The organism is Streptomyces sp. NBC_01707 (genome assembly GCF_041438805.1).
GTDB lineage: Bacteria > Actinomycetota > Actinomycetes > Streptomycetales > Streptomycetaceae > Streptomyces.
This window is the reverse complement of the sequence record NZ_CP109190.1, coordinates 2,715,661-2,736,825: the sequence shown is the minus strand read 5'-3', so window position 1 is coordinate 2,736,825 and position 21,165 is coordinate 2,715,661. Positions and strand designations below refer to the sequence as shown.

16 protein-coding genes and 3 pseudogenes are annotated in these 21,165 nt (G+C 69.9%); 11 read left to right on the top strand and 8 right to left on the bottom strand.

Annotation, left to right across the window (positions count from 1 at the left end):
• Positions 1 to 9: 9 nt before the first annotated feature.
• Positions 10 to 1,590, top strand: coding sequence for a DUF6519 domain-containing protein (locus OG963_RS12265; protein ID WP_093775633.1), 1,581 nt, complete (start codon positions 10 to 12; stop codon positions 1,588 to 1,590).
• A gap of 28 nt (positions 1,591 to 1,618) precedes the next feature.
• Positions 1,619 to 2,500: a peptidoglycan-binding protein gene (locus OG963_RS12260; RefSeq protein WP_319328487.1), complete on the top strand. Its 882-nt coding sequence runs from the start codon at positions 1,619 to 1,621 to the stop codon at positions 2,498 to 2,500.
• 60 nt (positions 2,501 to 2,560) lie between these two features.
• Here the strand turns inward: OG963_RS12260 and OG963_RS12255 are convergent, their stop codons facing one another.
• Positions 2,561 to 3,328 carry an SDR family NAD(P)-dependent oxidoreductase gene (locus OG963_RS12255; protein ID WP_371798887.1) on the bottom strand — a complete coding sequence of 256 codons (768 nt, stop codon included), beginning with the start codon at positions 3,326 to 3,328 and terminating at the stop codon, positions 2,561 to 2,563.
• A gap of 299 nt (positions 3,329 to 3,627) precedes the next feature.
• On the opposite strand from OG963_RS12255, the gene OG963_RS12250 reads away from it, so the two are divergent.
• Positions 3,628 to 5,688, top strand: a complete 2,061-nt coding sequence (locus OG963_RS12250) for a phosphocholine-specific phospholipase C (RefSeq protein WP_093930114.1) — start codon at positions 3,628 to 3,630, stop codon at positions 5,686 to 5,688.
• 303 nt (positions 5,689 to 5,991) lie between these two features.
• Here OG963_RS12250 and OG963_RS12245 read toward each other — a convergent pair whose 3' ends face one another.
• The 3 genes and pseudogenes from OG963_RS12245 to OG963_RS12235 form a co-directional block, all read right to left on the bottom strand.
• Positions 5,992 to 8,400, bottom strand: a complete 2,409-nt coding sequence (locus OG963_RS12245; protein ID WP_093930224.1) for a GTPase-associated protein 1-related protein — start codon at positions 8,398 to 8,400, stop codon at positions 5,992 to 5,994.
• Positions 8,401 to 8,643: 243 nt separating this feature from the next.
• A complete protein-coding gene (locus OG963_RS12240; protein ID WP_030917600.1) occupies positions 8,644 to 8,829 on the bottom strand; it encodes a DUF397 domain-containing protein in 186 nt (61 codons plus the stop codon).
• Positions 8,826 to 9,679 (bottom strand): annotated as a pseudogene (locus OG963_RS12235) (helix-turn-helix domain-containing protein). Before OG963_RS12235 ends, OG963_RS12240 begins: the two are co-directional and overlap by 4 nt.
• Before the next feature lie 155 nt (positions 9,680 to 9,834).
• Between OG963_RS12235 and OG963_RS12230 the strand changes: the two are divergent.
• Both OG963_RS12230 and OG963_RS12225 read left to right on the top strand, forming a co-directional pair.
• A complete protein-coding gene (locus OG963_RS12230; RefSeq protein WP_093775643.1) occupies positions 9,835 to 10,311 on the top strand; it encodes an ATP-binding protein in 477 nt (158 codons plus the stop codon).
• 11 nt (positions 10,312 to 10,322) lie between these two features.
• Positions 10,323 to 10,820: pseudogene (locus tag OG963_RS12225) on the top strand (RHS repeat domain-containing protein); the annotation flags it as partial.
• 113 nt (positions 10,821 to 10,933) lie between these two features.
• Here OG963_RS12225 and OG963_RS12220 read toward each other — a convergent pair.
• On the bottom strand, positions 10,934 to 11,314 hold the full coding sequence (locus OG963_RS12220) for a hypothetical protein (protein ID WP_143020001.1): 381 nt from the start codon (positions 11,312 to 11,314) through the stop codon (positions 10,934 to 10,936).
• A 318-nt stretch (positions 11,315 to 11,632) separates the two neighbouring features.
• On the opposite strand from OG963_RS12220, the gene OG963_RS12215 reads away from it, so the two are divergent.
• Positions 11,633 to 11,977, top strand: coding sequence for a hypothetical protein (locus OG963_RS12215; RefSeq protein WP_371798886.1), 345 nt, complete (start codon positions 11,633 to 11,635; stop codon positions 11,975 to 11,977).
• A gap of 255 nt (positions 11,978 to 12,232) precedes the next feature.
• Positions 12,233 to 12,587 (top strand): annotated as a pseudogene (locus OG963_RS12210) (Tn3 family transposase); the annotation flags it as partial.
• Positions 12,588 to 12,697: 110 nt separating this feature from the next.
• Here the strand turns inward: OG963_RS12210 and OG963_RS12205 are convergent.
• On the bottom strand, positions 12,698 to 13,447 hold the full coding sequence (locus OG963_RS12205; RefSeq protein ID WP_093775647.1) for a TioE family transcriptional regulator: 750 nt from the start codon (positions 13,445 to 13,447) through the stop codon (positions 12,698 to 12,700).
• A 58-nt stretch (positions 13,448 to 13,505) separates the two neighbouring features.
• Here OG963_RS12205 and OG963_RS12200 point away from each other — a divergent pair, with 58 nt between their 5' ends.
• Positions 13,506 to 14,723: an erythromycin esterase family protein gene (locus tag OG963_RS12200; RefSeq protein WP_093930119.1), complete on the top strand. Its 1,218-nt coding sequence runs from the start codon at positions 13,506 to 13,508 to the stop codon at positions 14,721 to 14,723.
• Positions 14,724 to 14,889: 166 nt separating this feature from the next.
• On the opposite strand, the gene gap is transcribed toward OG963_RS12200, so the two are convergent.
• Both gap and OG963_RS12190 read right to left on the bottom strand, forming a co-directional pair.
• Positions 14,890 to 15,888, bottom strand: a complete 999-nt coding sequence (gene gap, locus OG963_RS12195; RefSeq protein ID WP_030917573.1) for a type I glyceraldehyde-3-phosphate dehydrogenase — start codon at positions 15,886 to 15,888, stop codon at positions 14,890 to 14,892.
• Between the two features lie 101 nt (positions 15,889 to 15,989).
• Positions 15,990 to 16,946: a GlxA family transcriptional regulator gene (locus tag OG963_RS12190; RefSeq protein WP_093930120.1), complete on the bottom strand. Its 957-nt coding sequence runs from the start codon at positions 16,944 to 16,946 to the stop codon at positions 15,990 to 15,992.
• 782 nt (positions 16,947 to 17,728) lie between these two features.
• Here OG963_RS12190 and tdh point away from each other — a divergent pair.
• From tdh to OG963_RS12175, 3 genes are all read left to right on the top strand, one after another.
• A complete protein-coding gene (tdh, locus tag OG963_RS12185) occupies positions 17,729 to 18,757 on the top strand; it encodes an L-threonine 3-dehydrogenase (RefSeq protein WP_030917568.1) in 1,029 nt (342 codons plus the stop codon).
• Between the two features lie 38 nt (positions 18,758 to 18,795).
• Positions 18,796 to 19,989 carry a glycine C-acetyltransferase gene (locus tag OG963_RS12180; RefSeq protein ID WP_030917565.1) on the top strand — a complete coding sequence of 398 codons (1,194 nt, stop codon included), beginning with the start codon at positions 18,796 to 18,798 and terminating at the stop codon, positions 19,987 to 19,989.
• A gap of 110 nt (positions 19,990 to 20,099) precedes the next feature.
• Positions 20,100 to 21,014: a LysR family transcriptional regulator gene (locus OG963_RS12175; protein WP_093775653.1), complete on the top strand. Its 915-nt coding sequence runs from the start codon at positions 20,100 to 20,102 to the stop codon at positions 21,012 to 21,014.
• Positions 21,015 to 21,165: the final 151 nt, after the last annotated feature.

Below are 21,165 nucleotides of genomic sequence, written 5' to 3'. Positions count from 1 at the left end.
CCCCTTCCCATGCACGCAGACATCTCCCGCATCACCTTCCGGCCGGACCGGCACTACTCGGCGGTGATCGCGCAGCAGGGCCGGGTACAGCTCGACGCGGACGCCAATGAGCAGGCCGCCATCCAGCTGCTGCAGGCTCGTACGACCGCAGCCGATCTGATCGGGCAGCACGGCGGCCCGCACGGCGCCACCGGCTTCGCGCTGGGTTTCGTGAGCGGCGGCCGGGAACTGGACGATCTGTCCATCGGCGGCGGCCGTTACTACGTGGACGGCATCCTGGTGGACGCGACGCGTCCGCAGGCCGGCGTCCCGGTCGTCGACGAAGGACACGCCACGGAGGACGGCGACAAGGACGCCCCGGTGGACGAGCAGCCTGCGGCGACCTGGACGTACTGGGACCAGCCGGACGGATACCGGGACGCGGAGCGCCCCGGTGACCGACTGCCCGGTCAATTCCCTTATCTGGCCTACCTCAAGGTGTGGGAGCGCTCGGTGACCGCGGCCGAGGACCCGCTGCTGCGCGAGGTGGCGCTGGGCTCGGCGATGCCCGACACCGCGGCCCGGCTCAAGACCGTCTGGCAGGTGCTGCCGCTGCCCGGCGCACAGCTGGACCTGGCGGACGGGGCGAGCAAGGACGAGGTCCGCGCGGCGTTTGCGCGGTGGGCGGCGGCGCAGGCGTCGACTGCGCGGATGGCGGCGCGCAGCGAACGTCCCGAGCACGCCGACGAGGACCCCTGCCTGGTGAAGCCGGACGCCCGGTACCGGGGCCAGGAGAACCAGATGTACCGCGTGGAGATCCACGAGGGCGGAACGGCCGAGGACGCGACCTTCAAGTGGTCGCGGGAGAACGGCTCGGTGACCTTCCCGGTCGACGGACTCGACGGTACGTGGGCGGAGCTGGCCTCCCTCGGCAGCGACGACAAGCTCGACCTGAACGTGGGCGACTGGGTGGAGCTCGTGGACACCGCTTACACCAGCCGGGGCGAGCCGCTGCCGTTGCTGCGCGTCGAGGAGGTCGACCTGCCGGGGCGGCGGGTTCGGCTGTCCGGTGAGCCGGATCCTTCGGTCGGACGACGACCCGAACTGCACCCGTTCCTGCGGCGCTGGGACCAGCGGTCCGCCTCCCGGCACGGGGCGGGACCGGGCCGTACGAAGCGGTCCGCAGCCAAGTCGCGGGCCGGCGCGCTCCGTATCGAGGAAGGCGGATGGCTGCCGCTGGAGGACGGAGTGCTCGTGTACTTCGAGCCGGGCAGGACGTATCGGGCCGGTGACTTCTGGACCGTCCCGGCCCGTACCGCAACGGGGAATGTCGAATGGCCCACGGACGCGGCCCGCCGGCCGCTGCTGCAGTCCCCGATGGGGATCCAGGACCACTACGCACCTCTGGCCTGGGTACTGGGGGAGGGATCGGTCCCGGATCTGCGGATGACGTTCGGACCACTGGCTGCCGTCATCCCCGCCGCGAACGAGGAGGAGCTGGCGGCGGAGGCTGCGGCCGAGGAGGAGGCCAAGGCGGCGGAGGCTGCTTCCGCGACCGGTCCGGGTACGCCGGCGACGCCGCAGGACGACGAGGTACAGCGCGAGAACTGACGCATCACCAGAGAAGAGGAGCACCACGATGGCAACGCCTCTGACCGCCACCCAACTGGTCAAGGCTCTGCGCGACGAAGGTCTTCAGGTCGTCGAGGAGCGGAGCTGGCGCACGCACAACCGCAACCACAAGGGCCCGTGGGGGCCCATGCACGGTGTGATGATCCATCACACCGTGACCTCGGGCACCCAGAGCTCCGTGGACATCTGCTACAACGGCCACTCCAGCCTGCCGGGGCCGCTGTGCCACGGGGTGATAGCCAAGGACGGCACGGTCCACCTGGTCGGCAACGGCCGCGCCAACCATGCCGGGCTCGGTGACGACGACGTCCTGCGTGCGGTGATCAACGAGTCGGCCCTGCCCTCCGACAACGAGGCGAACACCGACGGCAACCGGTACTTCTACGGCTTCGAGTGCGTCAACCTCGGCAACGGCTCGGACCCTTGGCCCGCTGTCCAGCTGGAGGCGATCGAGAAGGCCGCGGCAGCGATCTGCCGGGCCCACGGCTGGACCCACCGCTCGGTGATCGGCCACAAGGAGTGGCAGCCGGGGAAGATCGACCCGCGCGGGTTCACCATGGACTCGATGCGCAGCCGGATCAGGGCACGTCTCGGTGGTACGCCGGACGGCCCGTCGAAGCCGCCGTCGAAGCCCGCGGCCAAGCTCGAGCCGTTCCCCGGAGCCACGTTCTTCCGGGCGGGCCGGCACAGCGCCGTCATCACAGCGATGGGAAAGAGACTGGTGGCCGAGGGCTGCGGAAGGTACGAGGTCGGCCCGGGTCCGGACTGGTCGGAGGCGGACCGCAAGTCGTACGCCGCGTGGCAGCGCAAGCTGGGCTACTCGGGGACCGCCGCGGACGGCATCCCGGGCAAGGCGAGCTGGGACCGGCTCAAGGTGCCCAATGTCTGATCCGCACCCGACGCCGACCGGGCGGACCCCTCCTCGACAAGGGCCGCCCGGACGGTGATCTCAGTCCACCGGCCCGCCCGCCACATAGATGACCTGGCCGGAGACGAACCCCGCGCCGGGGCTCACGAGGTAGGACGCCGTATGGGCGATGTCCTCGGGCTGACCCACCCGCCCGACCGGAATGGATTGCGCCGCGCTGCGCTGGAACTCCTCGAAGGCGAGGCCCAGCCGGCGCGCCGAAGTCCTGGTCATGTCGCTCACCACGAAGCCCGGGGCGATGGCGTTGGCCGTGATGCCGTGCCGGCCGAGCTGCAGGGCGAGCGACTTGGTGAAGCCGACCAGGCCCGCTTTCGCACTGGCGTAGTCGACACGGGCGGCGTCGCCGACCGCGGAGATGCTCGACATGGTGACGATCCGCCCCCAGCCGGCCGCGATCATGTGTGGGGTGACGGCCCGGGTGGCGAAGAACGGGCCGCGCAGATTGATCCCCAGGACCGTGTCCCACTGCTCCGTGGTCATCTCCACGAGGTCGGCACGGGGACCGACACCGGCGTTGTTGACCAGCACCGTCGGCGGACCCAGCTCTGCGGTGACCCGGGATACGGCGGCGGTCACCGCGGCCTCGTCCGCGACATCGGCGGCGACCGCCAGAGCCGACCCGCCGTCGCTCCTGATGGCATCCACCGTGCCCGCGCAGTCCGCCTCGTCCAGGTCGATCACGCCGACCGCCAGGCCGTCGTGGGCCAGTTGCCTGGCCACCGCGGCTCCGATACCGCGGGCCGCGCCGGTGACAATTGCCGTACGTCGCGTCTTAGTTGTGTATGTCATGGGCTGAAGTTCACGGCATGGGCGCGCTGCTGCCAACCGAATTGGACCCGGGCTCCACCCTCCGTCCACCGGGTCGGGCCCGCTCCGCCGACGACGAGTGGGGCGAGTGACGAGCCCGCGTCGCGCGGCAAGCGGTCGTTCACGGCGTCTTCCGCACGAACGGTGACACCAGGGCAGAGCAACTTTCCGTTCTTCGGCTGTACGACGGGGCGCCGCACGAAGAACCTCCTGCTGTACCCCGGGGCCGCTTCCTTGGGGGTCTTCCTCGACTCCCCCTCACCCGCAGAGGTCATCACTCCATGACAGAACTCAATCGCCGCAGGTTCCTGCAGATCGCGGGCGGCACGGCGGCTGCCACGATGCTGAACGAGAGCATTGCGCGTGCCGCTGCGATCCAGGCACAGGTGAGCACCGGCACGATCCAGGACATCGAGCACATCGTGGTCCTCATGCAGGAGAACCGGTCCTTCGACCAGTACTTCGGGACGATGAAGGGCGTCCGCGGCTTCGGCGACCCGCGGCCGGTCCTCCAGGACAACGGCAAGTCGGTCTTCCACCAGTCCAACGGTACGAAGGACATCCTCCCCTTCAACCCGCAGGTCGGCAATCTGGGCATGCAGTTCGTCGCGGGCTTGGAGCATGCCTGGGCCGGCGGCCAGCAGGCGTACAACAAGGGCAAGTACAACAAGTGGGTGCCTGCCAAGACCGACGCCACCATGGCGTACATGACCCGGAACAACATTCCGTTCCACTACGCCCTCGCCGACGCCTTCACCGTGTGCGACGCCTATCACTGCTCCTTCATCGGCGCCACGGACCCGAACCGCTACTACATGTGGTCCGGCCACACCGGCAACGACGGCACCGGCGGCGGCCCGGTCCTCGACAACAAGGAGGCCGGATACGGCTGGACGACGTACCCCGAGCGTCTTCAGGCCGCCGGGGTGTCGTGGAAGGTCTACCAGGACATCGGCGATGGCCTGAACGCCGCGGGCTCCTGGGGCTGGATCGGCGACGCCTTCCGGGGCAACTACGGCGACAACTCCCTGCTGTACTTCAACACCTATCGCAATGCCCGGCCCGGCAGCCCTTTGTACGAGAAGGCTCGCACCGGCACCGACGTCAAGGCGGGCGACGGCTACTTCGACCTGCTGCGCGCCGACGTGGCGAACGGAACGCTTCCGCAGGTCTCGTGGATCGCCGCACCGGAAGCCTTCAGCGAGCACCCGAACTTCCCCTCGAACTACGGCGCCTGGTACATCTCACAAATCCTGAACGCGCTCACCTCGAACCCGGCGGTGTGGGCGAAGACGGCACTGTTCATCACCTACGACGAGAACGACGGCTACTTCGACCACGTCGTTCCCCCGTACCCGCCCGCCTCCGCCTCATGGGGCCTGTCCACCGCGGACGTCTCGAAGGACCTGTACCCCGGTAGCAGCAGCTTCGCGGCCGGACCGTACGGCCTCGGTCCCCGCGTCCCGATGATCGTGGTCTCCCCCTGGAGCAAGGGCGGCTACGTCTGCTCCGAGACCTTCGACCACACCTCGATCATCCGTTTCATGGAGAAGCGCTTCGGCGTGCAGGAACCCAACATCTCCGCCTGGCGCCGCGCGGTCTGCGGCGACCTGACCTCGGCCTTCGACTTCACCCGGGCCGATGCCGCCCCGGCGGCCCTTCCGTCGACAGCCGGCTACATACCCCCGAACCACGACGAGCCCGCGGCATACCGCCCGGTGCCTCCGGCCACGGGGACCCTGCCAAAGCAGGAGGCCGGCTCCAAGCCGACCCGCCCCCTCGGCTACAGCGCCTACGTCGACGGTGTGCGGACCCTCGGCACGGGCAAGTTCACCCTGACCTTCTCCAGCGGCCCCACCCTCGGCGCCCACTTCCACATCACCTCCGGCAACCGCACCGACGGCCCCTGGCCCTACACCGTCGAAGCGGGCAAAACCCTCTCCGACACATGGAGCACCAGCGCCGACACCAGCAACCAGATCAACCTCACCGTATGGGGCCCCAACGGCTTCCTGCGCACTTGGAAAGGCCCGACCAAGCAGGCCGGGCCCGAGGTCACGGCCCGCCACGTCGGCTCCACCGGCAACCTGACCCTCGCCCTCACCAACTCCGGCGCGGCCTCGGTCGTCCTCACCGTGTCCAGCGCCTACGGCAGCACCACCCAGGCCGTCACGGTCGACCCGGGCGCCACCGTCTCCCACACCGTCAACCTGCAGACCACCGGCCGCTGGTATGACGTCACGGTCACCTCCAACGCGGACACCACCTTCCTGCGGCGCTTCGCCGGCCACGTGGAAACAGGTGCCCCAGGCGTCTCCGACCCGGCGATCAAGTCCGTCTGACCACCTCCACGCCGATGCGTCGTTGTGCGGGCGAGCTCCTCCCGGGGCTCGCCCGCTCTGCCTGAACGGCCGACCGACGACGGGTGCGATCCCCGCTGCCCATGCATCATGTGGGTCTTCAGGCGCGTGGTGCCGGCGCCGAAGCTGAAGCCTCGTTGAGCACCGTACGGTCGTTCGAGCGCCTTCGCCCCCGCCGCGGGAAGGCCGGCAACGGCCGGACGAACTCCCGGTCAACGTTCGCCCAGTTCACGGGGATGCATCACCGACCGTCATCCAATACGCATGATCATTTGTAGACGTCGCTCAAGACCGTCGCACCCGTGCCGCCAGCCGGCTTCCCAGCCGCCTGCCGAAGGTGCCCGGCCGACGGCGCCAGGTCCGGAACGCCTCCGCCGTGCGGCTGCTTCCCGTCTGTTCGGCGGCCTTCTCCACCACCGCGATCTCGCTGCCGGACAGGTCACGCACCACGGGACGCAGCACCTCCTCCAGCAGAGCGGCCCGGGTCTCGCTCCAGGCCCTTCCGGCGTGCGGGTGGGAGGTCCAGACGGTGAAACAGTCGGCCACGTACGCCGGTTCCGCCCGCAACCGGGCCAGGACGGTGTCGTGGCGGGCCGCCCTGTCGTAGGCCGCGATCAGATCGGGGTCGTCGCTGTGCACGAATGCGTACAGCTCCGCCTCAGGGCGCTCCGGCGCGAGCAGGATCCGCGCAAGGGTTCCGTAGGCGTGCTCCAGCACAGTGGGCTCCACCGGCTCGGCGCGGGCGCGCAGAGCCATTGCGCGGTCGGGCCAGCCGGGCGGCGACTCGCCGGACCTGACGTCGCGGGCGAACTCCAGCAGCCGCAGCGCACCGCGGGCCCGCGCGTCGATCTCCTGGGGGAAGCAGCGCAGCAGATCGTGGGCGAGTTCCGCGGCCTCCGCGTCGTCGGAAGGCGCGGAGAGTGCGGCGGCGAGGAGGTGCGACCACGTACCGGCCGTCCGGTGGGAGTCGGAGCCGGACTCGCCGAGCAGGAGCCGCGCCTCGCCCGCCGTCGGGGTGGCATCGCCCCAGATCAGCTCGATGGCGGTACGCAGTACCAGTGGCTCGGCGAAGGGCGAGAACCCGGCGGCGCGCAGCACCGTGTGCAGCGCCATGATGCGGTCGGATCCCTGCTCCTTCGCGCGGGGCGCCTCGGCGCACATCCGCAGATGCGGCAGGGCCTGCGCGCCGGTGAAGGGAAGGGCGACGCGGGTGAGGAGTTCCTCGGCGGCGGAAGGAGCGGTCAGGGCGCGTCGGTCGAGTTCGCCCAGGAGCGCCGTACGGACGTCGAACTGCTCGTCCAGGAGGTCGAGCAGCGCGGGGCCGCTGTCCGGTGCCGGAGCCGCGAGCAGAGTCCGGGCCATGTGCCTTGCGACGGAGGGAAGCTGTTCCGTCAGATCCATGTCGAGCAGCCGGGCGATCCGGAGCAGCTGCACCTGGCGTCCGATGGTCTCCCCGACCGTCGTCTCCGCGGTGAGCTCCGCGAGCAGGTCCGGAGCGAGCTCCTCGGCGAGCTCCTTCACGACGGCGGGTTCGGCGAACGCCGACCGGGGCGGGAGGGCGAGCACCGCGTCGCTGCGCCGCACCGCCTCCGTCACCAGCAGTGCGGCGAGCGGTGCCGTGGCGGTGGCGGGGACACGTCCTTCGAGCGCCGACAGCAGCCGGGCCACCGACTCCGACTCGGCGGCGGTACGGTCGTCGGCCGGTGCCGTGAGTGCGGTGGTCAGCCGGTGCACCTGCTGTTCGTCCAGCGCGTACGGCCTCTCGGCAGCCCAATCGGCGGCTGCGGCACGCCCGTTGGGGCCGAGCGCGATGCCCGCGTGCAGTGCGGTGAAGGCGAGTGGTCCGGCGGCGAAGGGTTCGCCGGGCAGCTCGGAAGCTGCCCGGAACAGTTCAGGCGCACGGCCGCGCCAGATCCGGGCCACCGTCTCCGCCCAGGCATCCACCGGACCCTCCGGAGCGCGGCCGGCGCACGTGTGCACCCGGAAGGCCGGGTCGGTCAGCTCGTGTGCGTCGTCCGGCAGTACGCCGATCACCTGGTGCGGTGAGTGCGCAGGGCGGCGGGTGTACGTGGTGAACGTCAGCCGCTGAGCGTCCTCCGGGGGCAGCACGGCTCCGGCCAGAGCGATCCACCGGGCCACGTCCGCACTCTGCCGCTCCACGAGCACGATCTGCGCCGACGACGGTTTCTCGCTCACCCTGCGCAGATCGGCGAAGACCGTCGCGAGCCAGGGGCTACGGGAGACCGCGAAGTCGTTGAGAGCCTCCTGCCCGAAGGCGGCAGAGGCGGGGAGGGCCGATATACGGTCCGGGGTTCCGCCGTCGGGCGTGGTCGATGCCCAGCTCGGCGACCGCCACGCCGTGATCGGGAGCGCGCCGCCCGGCAGGCGCGTTCCGGCCGGGAGATGCACCGCATGCGCGTGGAAGTGACAGGCGCCGGACCCCCCGAGTGCCACGGTGCGGCTCAGCAGATGACTGCCGTCGGAGAGCGCGCTGAAACTGAACGTCTCCGGAAACGAACGGAGTTCAGCGGTGGTCGGATGGTACGGCGCCCCGGCCGGAGGCTCGTAACCGAGCAGTTGCTCCGCCTCGGTCAGCACCGGCGTGGGTATGCCGCCACCGACCGCCGTGAACCGTGCGCCGACCCCGTCCTCCCCCGCGGAGGCCGAGGTGTAGTGCAACTGCGCGAGGCTCATGCGTCGGCCCTCTTCGTCCTTGCCACGTACGTCCCCGTGCGCCAGCACGCCCCGCCCTCGTCGGCCGTCCGTCATGGACCGGCCGTACGGGCGCGGCGACGACCCCGGCGGGGAACGGTCCGCAATCGCGGGAGCGACGCTATCAAGGTGCGGCGGGCCCGCAGGCACGCTCCCGAAACGTGATCTGCGCAACTGTCCCGGGCCGGGCGGTCAGGCGGGACGAGGTACCTGTCGTACGTGGCCTCAGGCTTGGGCGGCGTAGGCGACGAAGCCGGTCCAGGAGGCGGGGGAGAGGGTGAGCTGAGGTCCTTCTTCGACCTTGGAATCCCGGACGTGGACGGCGTCGGGGCAGGTGGCGACCTCTACGCAGGAGTCGCCCGAACCACTGCTGTGGCTACTCTTGAACCATGCCAAGTCTGTGGTGCTCATGCCGCTCCTCGCATCCGCTGCAACAGGCTCATCGAGTCCTCCAGGGAGAGAGCCTGTGAACGCATCCTGGCATAACGCATCTGGAGCGTGCTGACGACTGCAGGGTCGGTATGGAAGTGGCCGCTCTCCTGCCCTTCGCCATAGCCGAACCACTTGTGTTCCGGGGTCTCCAAGAGTTGCATGGGCCCGTGGAGACCCGCGTGATTTTCCTGCACGAGAGGCATGATCTGCACTTCGACGTTGCGGAGTTGCGCCAGCAGGAGAATGTGATCGATCAGCTTGCGTGACACCTCGGCTCCGCCTGTTCGGCGCAGGAACAGGTGCTCTTCGAGGATGAAGCTGTACGCGGTGTTCGGCCGCTCCGTCAACAACGCCATCCGTGCGACCCGGGCGGCCATCCGAGCCTCGATCTGTTCGTCCCCCAGTGGGGGAGCTGGTCGACGAACACTGCTCGCGCATACGCCTCGGTCTGCAACAGGCCGGGAATCAAACGACATTCGTACGTGTACAGAGTCGTTGCGTCTGCCTCGAGCTGCGCCCAATGCCGGAACCACTTCGCCAGCCCCCGCTGCCGCGACAAGTGCTTCGCCGCAGCCTTGATGACCCCGAACGCATCCAGTAACTCATCCGCCCGGTCGACGAACGCGGGTGGTGGGAACCGGCGCCCCTGTTCGATCGAGGCGACCGTCGGAACCGAGTACCGCACCCTCGGGGCGAACTCCTCCTGGGTGAGCCGCGACCGCTTACGGAAGGTCTTGACCACCTCGCCGAAAGCTTTCAGACCGTCGGAGGTCTCCGGCTCCCCGTCCGTACCCGTCGTACCGCCCGTGCCACCCGCGCCGTCCGTCATGCCCGGCCACCTCCCGTGCCCGCCTGTCCCGGTCCACAACTCACCTATCGTCACGAACCGTTACCCGTACTGTCGACCCGCTGCACTCGTACGGTGACTCGGCGTACGAGTTCGTGAGCTGGTGAAACCGACCTGGCGGCCGTCACGGTAAGCACATGGAAGCACCGCCCGTCTCTCAACCGCCCCTCACCGTGCGTGTGTTCGTGCAGCGATTCAGTTCCACGCCCCGCGGCGCCCGGCTCGCCCGACGGCTTGCCCTGCACCAACTGAACGACTGGGGCGTCCCGTACGGCGCCGACGCGTCCGAGACCGCCGCGCTGATCGTCGCCGAGCTGGCGTCGAACGCGGTGACGCACGGCCGGGTGCCGGGGCGGGACTTCGAGTTGCGGATCTCCCATGCATCGGGCGACGGGCGCACGCCCGGAGTACTGAGGATCGAGGTCACGGATACCCGGGGCGAGCGGCGCCCGCCGAGGCCGGGGGAGGTGGTGGCGCCACCGCCCGGTTCCGGGAGCGGGCACGGGCTGGTCCTGGTCGAGGCGCTGGCCGACCGGTGGGCGGTGCTGGACCGCGTACAGCCGGGCAAGACGGTCCGCGCCGAGCTGGACCTCATCGGAACGGCGGCCAAGTGAAAATCGGTCGGACCAATCTGTGCGAGCAGATCACCGATGCAGAAGCGCTGCCCAACCGGGTCGCCGTCACTTGGGACCACGACGGCTTCCGTCCTCTGACTCAGACCGAACGCATCCTGTCGGCAGAGTCCCCGCAAGGCACCGTCGACGAGCGCTTCTTCGCCATCGTCACCGACCTCATCGGCACCCCGACCGAACTCATCGACGAGTCGGGCGCCGTCGCCTGGCACACACGCAGCACACTGTGGGGCAACAACATGGTCCACGGCCAGCACGGCGTATACCCCACTCCGCTTCCCCGGCCAGTACTTCGACCCTGAGACTGGCCTTCATTGCAACTACTGCCGCTCCTACGACCCCGAGACAGCTCGTTACCTCACTTCTGACCGCTGGGCATCACGCCCGCCCCCAACCCGGCCGCTTATTTCCACAACCCTCACACCTGGATGAAACTCCTCGGGCTAACGCCTTGCCCGCCGAGGGGAGAGAAGGGCAACCCGTTCTGGAACAGGGCAGACGCAGAGCAAGCCGCATTCAGAGCAGCCGGGGTGCCTTAGACGGTGTCTCACGTGGCGATCTCGCCCGTTGCAGGACCATAGGCGCTCAGGGTGGCGACAGCCTGTCAGGCTGCCCAGCTGAGCTGGCCGTCCACGATGACCGGCAGAGACGCGGGCATCTCGTCGGTAACCCAGGCGAACTCCAGGGCTGCGAGCGTGGCTCCCCGGTCCGTCCACACGAGTATCTCCCCGACGTAGGCGCCGGACGGGTCATGGACTTGTGCGTCTACGGGCACGAGCGCTTCCGGCAGTGCTGCATGCTCGCAAGGTTCCCGGACCTGCAGGTCGACGCTGACGGAGTCGGGCCCCCAGGCGGCGATCACCTCGGTGCGGTTCAGCTGATTCCGTAGTTGCGACGCGCCGTCGAACTCCGCCGACAGGATGTGTTCAAGCACTGCGCGCTCGTCGGCGTTCAACGGGCGCGGGTCGATGGAAAGAGGAGCCATGCGCCCATTCTGAGGTGGCGGTGGCAAACAGCCCAACTCCTAAATCGACCGTCGCCGGGGGCCGCCCGGCAGCGGCATCATGATCGTTCATGGGTGGGGATCTGTCGCAGCGACTCGTGTCGGATGATCCATGGGCAATGGTCGAGCCGGATCTGCCGTCCTTCCGCTCGCGCCGGCAGGGCGGTGGCACCGCGCCGATTAGCGAAAGGACGAAATTGAATGCCTGACAGTGGGGTCCGGGATTGGAGAACAACTCTGCAATCGTGCGGTCTTGTGATCCTTGAAGGGGATGCCCCTTCATCCGCGCCTACTCCTCTGGTGGCCATCCGTGCCGTAGCGGGCGTCGATGTGCAGCCGAAAGTCACGATCCGGGAGGCACGATCCGACGCCATCGAAGAGATCGACCGTCAGTGGCAGGCGCAGACGTCCAAGACACTCCTCGCCGCAGAGGACGGCGAGTTCCTCATCCTTCCGCCTGGGAGCGGCGGCAGCGCTGTGGGTTGGGTGCGCGTGAGAGACTCCATCGGGGGCAACCTCCCTTCCCGCATCGCGGCGGCAACAGGTTCACCTGAATTCCTGACACTGTCAGCTGACGGGCACCATCTGTGCGCTGTTTCGGTGGAAGAGGATGAGTATTGGATTGTCATCCGCACATTCGCCTGACGGCTAGTGTTTTGTTCAAAACTCTGAACAAACATGAAACCGCTCGTCGGGCAGGCATCGTTGCGCAGCTGTCCGATGGGCGGGAGTAATGAGGGCTACGTGCCCGACTCTTCGTCATGGGCATCCCAGTTCGCCCGTGCTCGTACCCATCAGGGAGCCGTGCAGGCGCATGCGGGCCGCGCTGCCGTCCGGGAAGACGGCCAGGCGGATGTAGGGGCTATCGCCTGAGCGCGACCTCGAACTGGATTGGGTCCGCACATCCTGCGCCCGGCCGGCGACGAGCCCGGCTGCCGCGACAGACCAAGGTGCAGGCCAACCTTCAGGAGGGCCGCCAGTCCTCGCGCGGAAGGTCTCCGGCGGCAGGAACAGGCAGTTGTGCCAGCGATATCAGGACGGCATGGAGGACTGGATGGGCGTCCTCGGCCTGGTTCTCAACGCCCTCTTACTCTTCAACACCAGGTCCATGGGCGCCGCGTTCGCGTAGTTGTTGAACGGTTTCGACGTCCGGAAATCGGGTGTGGCCCCGTCTCTCGCCGTACGCACCGCATCACTTGTCGGCCGGCACTCGTACCTCCCCGGTCTGCCCGGTGGGCTGGGCACCTTGGGCGATCCGGCGACGCAGAGCACGGCTCTGCCCGGGACCAGGCCGGCGTCGGCGGAGGGGTCAGCCGAGACGGAACCGGTGCTGACCGCTGTTCTCCTCCGCCGGCGACCGAAGTGTCATCCGCGCTCGCGGAGGTACGCCTCCAGCTCTGCGGCCCCGGTCAGCATCGCCCGCCCGCGGGCGGACAGCCGACCGTGCCAGTCGTGCAGTGCGGCCCCCAGCGGTTCCAGCCCGCCGGCCGTCCGCACCTGGGCGATCAGCGGGGCGATCTGCTCCAGCAGGTAGCCGCCCCGCCGGAGTTGGTGGGTCAGCCGGGCGTCCCGTACGTCGGCCTCGCCGTAGACGCGGTACCCGGTCTGCGGGTCGCGGTGCGGGCGCATCAGCCCGGCGCGCTCCCATTTACGTAGCGTCGCGGGCCGGATTCCCAGCTGGTCTGCCAGCGGCCCGATGAACGTGCCGCCCGGCCCGGACACCGCGGACGGCTCCGGCCCCGCACCGGGCCCGGGCACCGTGGCCGGCTCCAGGTCGCGGAGGGCGTTCTCCACGGCCTGGAGGGTCTGCCGGTCGTCGAGGAGTTGGGCGTGGCTCTCGTCGATGAGGCGGAACGCCCCATCGACCGCGCCCTGGTTCACGGCCCGCATGATCGACGTCGCCGTCCGGTGACCGTGGCCGGGCACGAGGGCAAGAAACGCACGCAGCGCCCCCGCGTGCAGCGAGGTATAGGTGCGGTAGCCGTGGGGGGTGCGGCCGGCGGCCGGAAGGATGCCGGCCTCCTCGTAGTTCCTGACCGCCTGCGTGGACAGACCGTGCCCGCGCGCGAGATCGACCGGCCTGAGCCGATCACCGCTTTGAAGGTTTCTCCCCATGGGGCCGACGATATCGCGCGGAAGTTTCAACCAACGGTTCAACGATAGCGTTGAAGGCATGGCTACTGACATCAAGGACACCGTCCATGCCGTCGAGGCTGCCGCCGTGATGAGGCTGCTCCCGGACCGGCCTCGGCTGCTCGCCCTGGGCGAGCCCACCCACGGCGAGGACGCTCTGCTCGACCTGCGCAACGAGCTCTTCCGGCAGCTTGTCGAGCAGGAGGGCTACCGGACGATCACGATCGAGAGCGACTGCATGAGGGGCCTGGTCGTGGACGACTACGTCACCTCGGGCACGGGCTCTCTCGACGAGGTCATGGAGCAGGGAATCAGCCACGGTTGGGGCTCCTCCGCGGCCAACCGCGAACTCGTGCGCTGGATGCGCGCCTACAACGTCCGCGCCGACGACGACGGCCGGCCCGTGTCCGAGCGGCTCCGCTTCGCCGGTTTCGACGGCCCGCTGGAGATCACCCACGCCGCGAGCCCCCGGCAGGCCCTCACCGCGCTCCACGGCTATCTCGCGACCCGGGTGGACGCGAACCTGCTCCCCTGCACCGCGGACACACTCGACCGCCTGCTCGGCTCCGACGACCGGTGGACCGATCCCGCCGCGATGATGGACCCGTCCCGGTCCACGGGGCAGTCGGCCGAGGCCGGCCGACTGCGGCTGCTCGCCGACGATCTGGTGGCGCTGCTCGACGCGCAGACGCCGCACCTGATCACGGAGACCTCGCGGGACGACTGGGACCGGGCGCGACTGTACGGGCGCACCGCCCTCGGTCTGCTGCGCTACCACTACTGGATGGCCGACACCTCACCGGCCCGTATGACCCGGCTGGTGGGTGTGCGGGACCAGATGATGGCCCACAACCTCCTCGCCGTCGCCGCTCGGGGCCCGGCACTCGTCCACGCCCACAACTCCCATCTCCAGCGGGGGAGGAGCACGATGCGGATGGGCGGGATCCCGTTGGAGTGGTGGGGCGCCGGCGCGTTGGTGAGTGCCCGACTGGGCGACGGGTACGCCTTCGTGGCCACGGCCCTCGGCACGATCCGGCACCAGGGAGTGGACACGCCGCCGCCGGACACCGTCGAAGGACTCCTGTACGCGCTCCCGGAGGACCGCTGTGTCATCGACGCCCCGCGGCTGGCCACGGCCCTCGGCGACACGCGGCCCGTGCCCCGCGTGTCACCCTGGTTCGGCTACGCCCCGCTCGACCCGGCGCACCTGGCGGACAGCGACGGCATCGTGTTCGTCAAGGACGTCCCCCAGAGCTGAGGGCTTGAGTTTTTCCCGGCCTTGAGCCCAGTCGGCCGGTCCTGTCCATCGCCGACGGGAGCCGGCCCCAGGGCGGGGCGGCGATACGCAGGGCCGTGTGCGGAGCGCGTCCTGACCGTCCGGGTACCGACGCGCTCCCGGCCCGCATCTGCCGGACACGCTCGAGTCAGCGAGTGGCGAGGAGCTCGAGTGTGTCGATCACACGGTTCGAGAAGCCCCACTCGTTGTCGTACCAGGCGACCACCTTGATGTGCCGGCCGTCGACCCGGGTGAGAGCCGAGTCGAAGATCGACGAAGCCGGATTGCCCGTGATGTCGGAGGACACGAGCGGGAAGTCCGAGTACTCCAGGACGCCGGCGAGCGGCCCGTCCGCCGCTGCGCGGTACGCCGCCAGCACGTCGTCGCGCGTCACGTCGCGGGCGACGGTCGTGTTGAGTTCGACGATCGAGCCCACCGGAACCGGAACGCGGATCGAGTCGCCCGACAGCTTGCCTTCCAGGTTCGGCAGCACGAGACCGATCGCCTTGGCGGCGCCCGTCGTGGTCGGCACGATGTTGACGGCGGCAGCCCTGGCGCGGCGGGCGTCGCGGTGCGGACCGTCCTGCAGGTTCTGCTCCTGCGTGTACGCGTGCACCGTCGTCATGAAGCCGTGCTCGATGCCGGCGAGCTCGTCGAGTACCGCGGCCAGCGGTGCGAGCGCGTTGGTCGTGCACGAGGCGTTCGAGACGATCGTGTGCACGGCCGGGTCGTACGTGTCGCTGTTGACCCCGAAGGCCAGCGTGACGTCAGCGCCGTCCGACGGTGCGCTGACCAGGACCTTCTTCGCGCCCGCATCGAGGTGGGCGCGGGCGGCCTTGGCCGACGTGAAGCGACCGGTCGCTTCCAGGACGACGTCGACACCGAGTTCGGCCCACGGCAGCTGCGCCGGCTCACGCTCGGCGAGCACCTTGATGCGACGGCCGTCGACAACGAGGGCGTCCCCGTCGGCGGTCACCGGGCGACCGAGCCGGCCCGCAGTCGTGTCGTAGGCGAGCAGCCGTGCGAGGGTGGCAGGCTCCGTGAGGTCGTTGACGGCGACGACCTCGAGCTTGCTGTCACGTTCGAGCAGCGCGCGCAGCACGTTGCGTCCGATGCGGCCGAATCCGTTGATGGCGATGCGAGTCATGAGTGGTGTCCCTTCGGTTCGCCACCAGGCTCGCTCGCGGCACCCGCCGGTGACAGTGGCGGGATCGCCACGGTTCAAAAGGATCGCGCCAAGCGGCGGGACTACTCGCCTTGGGCGAAGGTGCGCCGGTACTCGCTCGGTGTGGTGTCGAGGATGTGCTGGAAGTGCAGCCGCAGATTCGCACCGGTGCCGAGACCGACGTCGGCGGCGATCTGCTCGACACTGCGCTGTGAACGCTCGAGCAGCTCGCGGGCCATGTCGACGCGGGCTCGCATGACCCACTGCATCGGTGTGTACCCGGTCTCCTCCACGAAGCGCCGCGAGAACGTGCGCGGCGAGACCGCTGCCTGCCGCGCCAGTACCTCGAGGGTGAGGGGCTCATCGAGCCGGTGCAGCGCCCACTCGCGGGTGTCGGCGAACCGCTCACCGAGCGGCTCGGGCACGCTGCGCGGCACGTACTGCGCCTGACCGCCACTGCGGTACGGGGCCGCGACCAGTCGCCGCGCCGCGTGGTTCGATGCGGCGACCCCGAGGTCGCGGCGCAGGATGTGCAGGCACAGGTCGATGCCCGAGGCGGCACCGGCCGACGTCAGCACGCTGCCCTCGTCGACGAACAGGACGTTCTCGTCGACCTGGATGAGTGGATGCTTCGCCATGAGCGCCCGTGTGTAGTGCCAGTGAGTCGTGGCGCGCTTGCCGTCGAGCAGGCCCGTCGCAGCGAGTGCGAAGGCGCCCGTCGAGATGGCGGCGAGCCGCGCGCCCCGGTCGTGGGCAGCGATCAGCGCGTCGACGACGGCTTGCGGCGGATCGTCGCGGTCCGGGAACCGGTAGCCGGGGATGAAGACGATGTCGGCCCACGCAAGTGCGTCGAGGCCATGGGCGACGTGGTACGAGAGGCCGTCGCCACCGGTCACGAGACCAGGTGCCGCGCCGCACAACCGCACCTCGTACGGCATGCTCGCGCGCGTCGTGAACACCTGCGCGGGGATTCCGACATCGAGCGGTTTCGCACCCTCGAGCACAAGAACGGCGACGCGACGCAGGCGGGAGGCTGACACGGAGACAGGGTACGCAGGGGTGCGGGCCCGGTCAGGGGCAGCGCGTCGGCGGCTTCGCTCCCTGCCCGGTGGGCGACCGCCCGAGTGACGCACTCCGACTTGCCGAAGACCGCTGCGCCCCTCGCCGACCGGATGCGCGCCGCGCGACTGTCCGGCCGCCGGGAGAAGCGGCCAGGACTACGGCCACGGGCCCGGTCCGGTGTTGGGGTACGCCTCTCCCCCGCGTGGGTCCGGGCACTTCGGGACGGTCCGCACGCCACGAGGTGCGCGGGGTACGCGAGCGGCGCCTCGAGAGTCAGCGAGAGCGCGGTGCGGCCGCGGGGGAGCCGGACGGCAAGCGTGCGCCGGCTCGTGCGGGGTGAACCCGGCGCAGCTGAACCGGATCACCCGGTAGGCGTCCACCGGATGGCCCAAGCCGTATCCGGGGGACGACCGGGCCCTCACGCCCGATGGGGTACCGGGCCACGGCAATCCGCCGCAGGAGATCGGCGACTGATCGCCACGCGCGGTTCCAGGGGGCCGGCCGCCCGTTCCGCAGGACGGTCGGCCCCTCCGTCCGGTGCGGCATGAAGCGGAGCTGCGGCTGTGCTTAAGAAAACCTCGATGGACCTGGGGCGCGGGGTACGGCAGATTTCTCCGTGACGGCAGAGGATGGTGCGCGGCAGCCGATCACCGCGCGCGCTGCCCATGCCGTCCCTCCTTCTTCCCCGGGCCGCAGGCTGTCTCAGGCATGCCCCCGGCCCGGGGCAATCACCACGTACCACGTACAGGGAGCCGCAGCCGTGAAGGCACTCGTGAAGCAGAAGGCCGAGCCCGGGCTCTGGCTGATGGACGTTCCCGAGCCGGAGATCGGCCCCTCGGACGTGCTGATCAAGGTGCTCCGTACCGGCATCTGCGGGACCGACCTGCACATCCGCAACTACGACGGCTGGGCCCAGCAGGCCGTGAAGACGCCGCTCGTCCTCGGCCACGAGTTCGTCGGCGAGGTCGCCGCGATCGGCGCCGACGTCGTCGACATCACCGTCGGTGAACTGGTCAGCGGCGAAGGCCACCTGGTCTGTGGAAAGTGCCGCAACTGTCTGGCCGGACGCCGCCACCTGTGCCGCTCCACCCTGGGACTCGGCGTCGGCCGCGACGGGGCATTCGCCGAGTACGTCGCGCTCCCCGCCTCCAACGTGTGGGTGCACCGGGTCCCCGTCGACCTCGACGTCGCCGCGATCTTCGACCCGTTCGGCAACGCCGTGCACACCGCGCTGTCGTTCCCGCTGGTCGGCGAGGACGTCCTGATCACCGGCGCCGGACCGATCGGCATCATGGCCGCGGCCGTCGCCAAGCACGCGGGTGCCCGCAACGTCGTGATCACCGACGTCAGCGAGGCCCGGCTCGACCTGGCCCGGAAGGTCGGCGTCAGTCTCGCCCTCAACGTCGGCGAGCAGACCATCGCCGACGGTCAGCAGAAGCTCGGCCTGCGCGAGGGCTTCGACATCGGCCTGGAGATGTCCGGCCGCCCCGAGGCCATGCGCGACATGATCGCGAACATGACGCACGGCGGACGGATCGCCATGCTCGGACTGCCTTCCGAGGAGTTCGCCGTCGACTGGTCGCGCATCGTCACCTCGATGATCACGATCAAGGGGATCTACGGGCGCGAGATGTACGAGACCTGGTACGCCATGTCCGTACTGCTGGAGGGCGGCCTCGACCTCGCCCCGGTGATCACCGGACGGTACGGCTACCGCGACTTCGAGGCGGCCTTCGACGACGCGGCGAGCGGACGCGGCGGCAAGGTCATCCTCGACTGGACCTCCTGACCACCCGTATCCAGCTATCGAGCCGGGAGAGACCCCTCATGTTCGACTCCGTACGCGACGACATGCGCACCACCCTCGACGAGATCAAGGCCGCCGGACTCCACAAGCCCGAGCGCGTGATCGGCACCCCGCAGTCGGCGACCGTCGCCGTCACCGCGGGTGGCCGCCCCGGTGAGGTGCTCAACTTCTGCGCCAACAACTACCTGGGCCTCGCCGACCACCCCGAGGTGATCGCCGCCGCCCACGAGGCGCTGGACCGCTGGGGCTACGGGATGGCCTCGGTCCGCTTCATCTGCGGCACCCAGGAGGTGCACAAGGAGCTGGAGCAGCGGCTCTCGTCGTTCCTGGGCCAGGAGGACACGATCCTCTACTCCTCCTGCTTCGACGCCAACGGCGGCGTCTTCGAGACCGTCCTCGGCCCGGAGGACGCGGTCATCTCCGACGCCCTCAACCACGCCTCCATCATCGACGGCATCCGCCTCTCCAAGGCCAAGCGGTTCCGCTACGCCAACCGCGACATGGCCGACCTGGAGAAGCAGCTCAAGGAGGCGTCGGACGCCCGGCGCCGGCTCATCGTCACCGACGGCGTGTTCTCCATGGACGGCTACGTCGCCCCGCTGCGCGAGATCTGCGACCTGGCCGACCGTTACGACGCCATGGTCATGGTCGACGACTCGCACGCCGTCGGCTTCGTCGGCCCCGGCGGCCGCGGCACCCCCGAGCTGCACGACGTCATGGACCGTGTCGACATCATCACCGGCACCCTCGGCAAGGCGCTCGGCGGTGCTTCCGGCGGTTACGTCGCGGCCCGCGCCGAGATCGTCGCGCTGCTGCGCCAGCGGTCCCGCCCGTACCTCTTCTCCAACTCGCTCGCCCCGGTCATCGCGGCGGCCTCGCTGAAGGTCATCGACCTGCTGGAGTCCGCCGGTGACCTGCGCGAGCGGCTCAACGCCAACACCGCGCTCTTCCGCACCCGGATGACCGAGGAGGGCTTCGACATCCTGCCCGGCGACCACGCCATCGCCCCCGTCATGATCGGGGACGCGGCGAAGGCAGGCCGGATGGCGGAGCTGCTCCTGGAGCGCGGTGTGTACGTGATCGGGTTCTCGTACCCGGTGGTCCCGCAGGGCGCGGCGCGCATCCGCGTGCAGCTGTCCGCCGCGCACTCCACGGACGACGTGAACCGTGCGGTGGACGCGTTCGTCGACGCGCGGGCCGCGCTGAGCGAGTAGAACCCCGCGGGAGGCCCGGGACCGTCCGGTCCCGGGCCTCCCGCCATCCCGGGCTTCCCCGCCCGCTCCCAGGACCGGGACATCCCACGGGACCTGGGACAATGGATCGCATGATCGATGCACGGCGGCTGCGTATTCTCCGTGCGGTGGCCGACCACCGCACCGTGACCGCGGCAGCCGCCGCGCTGTATCTGACCCCGTCCGCCGTGTCCCAGCAGCTCGCCGCGCTGGAACAGGAGACGGGCCACCGGCTGGTCGACCGCAGCGCCCGGGGCGTCCGGCTCACCGCCGCCGGCGAGATCCTGCTGACCCACACCAACGCGGTCCTCGCCCAACTGGAGCGGGCGGAGGCCGAGCTCGCCGCGTACAGCGCGGGGGACGCCGGTACGGTCACGGTCGCCGCGTTCGCCACGGGCATCGGCCTGGTGCTCGCCCCCGCGATCGCCGAGCTGACGCTCACCGCCCCCGGCATCCGGGTCCGGGTCCAGGACGCGGAGGGCGACGCGAGCGTGCCGATGGTGCTCGACCGGCAGGTGGATGTGGCGGTCGCCGTCGAATACCGGGGCGCGCCCGACGAGGACGACCGGCGGCTGACCCGGGTACCGCTGTACTCCGAGCCGTTCGACGCGGTGCTGCCGGTGAGCCACCGGCTGGCCGATCAGGACCAGGTGACGATCGCGGACCTGGAGAAGGACCCGTGGATCGGTCAGTATCCCGGCAACCCGTGCCATGACGTGGTGGTGCTGGCCTGTGAGTTCGCCGGCTTCCAGCCGAGATTCGAGCACTCCTCGGACGACTTCAGGGCGGTGGTGGCGCTGGCCGGGGCGGGGGCCGGAGTGGCGCTGGTGCCGAGGTGGGCGCTGCGCGGGATGGACCTTGCGGGCGTGGTGGTGCGGCCGGTGGAAGGCAGCGCTCCGACCCGACGGGTGTTCGCAGCGGTACGGCACGGGGCGGAGGGCCACCCACTGATCAGGCCGGTGCTCGATGCCTTGCGGGGCGCGGCAGTGCGGTTGCCCGCGGGCTGAGTGCGCGTGCGCCCGAGGCGGGCTCCGTCCTCGAGTGCCGGACGGGCTTGCATCGCGTCGTCCGCGTCGGCCGGCGGCTTGTCGGCCCGTAACCTCGCGCCTCATGAAGGTCTTCGCCTCGGCGCGTAGGACTCGGGCCAAGTCCTTCGAA

Coding starts and splice junctions, on each gene's coding strand:
- OG963_RS12175 (WP_093775653.1), top strand. CDS start 20,100: ATGATCGATGCACGGCGGCTGCGTATTCTCCGTGCGGTGGCCGACCAC.
- OG963_RS12220 (WP_143020001.1), bottom strand. CDS start 11,314: ATGGCTCCTCTTTCCATCGACCCGCGCCCGTTGAACGCCGACGAGCGC.
- OG963_RS12200 (WP_093930119.1), top strand. CDS start 13,506: ATGGCTACTGACATCAAGGACACCGTCCATGCCGTCGAGGCTGCCGCC.
- OG963_RS12260 (WP_319328487.1), top strand. CDS start 1,619: ATGGCAACGCCTCTGACCGCCACCCAACTGGTCAAGGCTCTGCGCGAC.
- OG963_RS12240 (WP_030917600.1), bottom strand. CDS start 8,829: ATGAGCACCACAGACTTGGCATGGTTCAAGAGTAGCCACAGCAGTGGT.
- OG963_RS12245 (WP_093930224.1), bottom strand. CDS start 8,400: ATGAGCCTCGCGCAGTTGCACTACACCTCGGCCTCCGCGGGGGAGGAC.
- OG963_RS12265 (WP_093775633.1), top strand. CDS start 10: ATGCACGCAGACATCTCCCGCATCACCTTCCGGCCGGACCGGCACTAC.
- OG963_RS12180 (WP_030917565.1), top strand. CDS start 18,796: ATGTTCGACTCCGTACGCGACGACATGCGCACCACCCTCGACGAGATC.
- OG963_RS12205 (WP_093775647.1), bottom strand. CDS start 13,447: ATGGGGAGAAACCTTCAAAGCGGTGATCGGCTCAGGCCGGTCGATCTC.
- gap (WP_030917573.1), bottom strand. CDS start 15,888: ATGACTCGCATCGCCATCAACGGATTCGGCCGCATCGGACGCAACGTG.
- OG963_RS12255 (WP_371798887.1), bottom strand. CDS start 3,328: ATGACATACACAACTAAGACGCGACGTACGGCAATTGTCACCGGCGCG.
- OG963_RS12230 (WP_093775643.1), top strand. CDS start 9,835: ATGGAAGCACCGCCCGTCTCTCAACCGCCCCTCACCGTGCGTGTGTTC.
- OG963_RS12250 (WP_093930114.1), top strand. CDS start 3,628: ATGACAGAACTCAATCGCCGCAGGTTCCTGCAGATCGCGGGCGGCACG.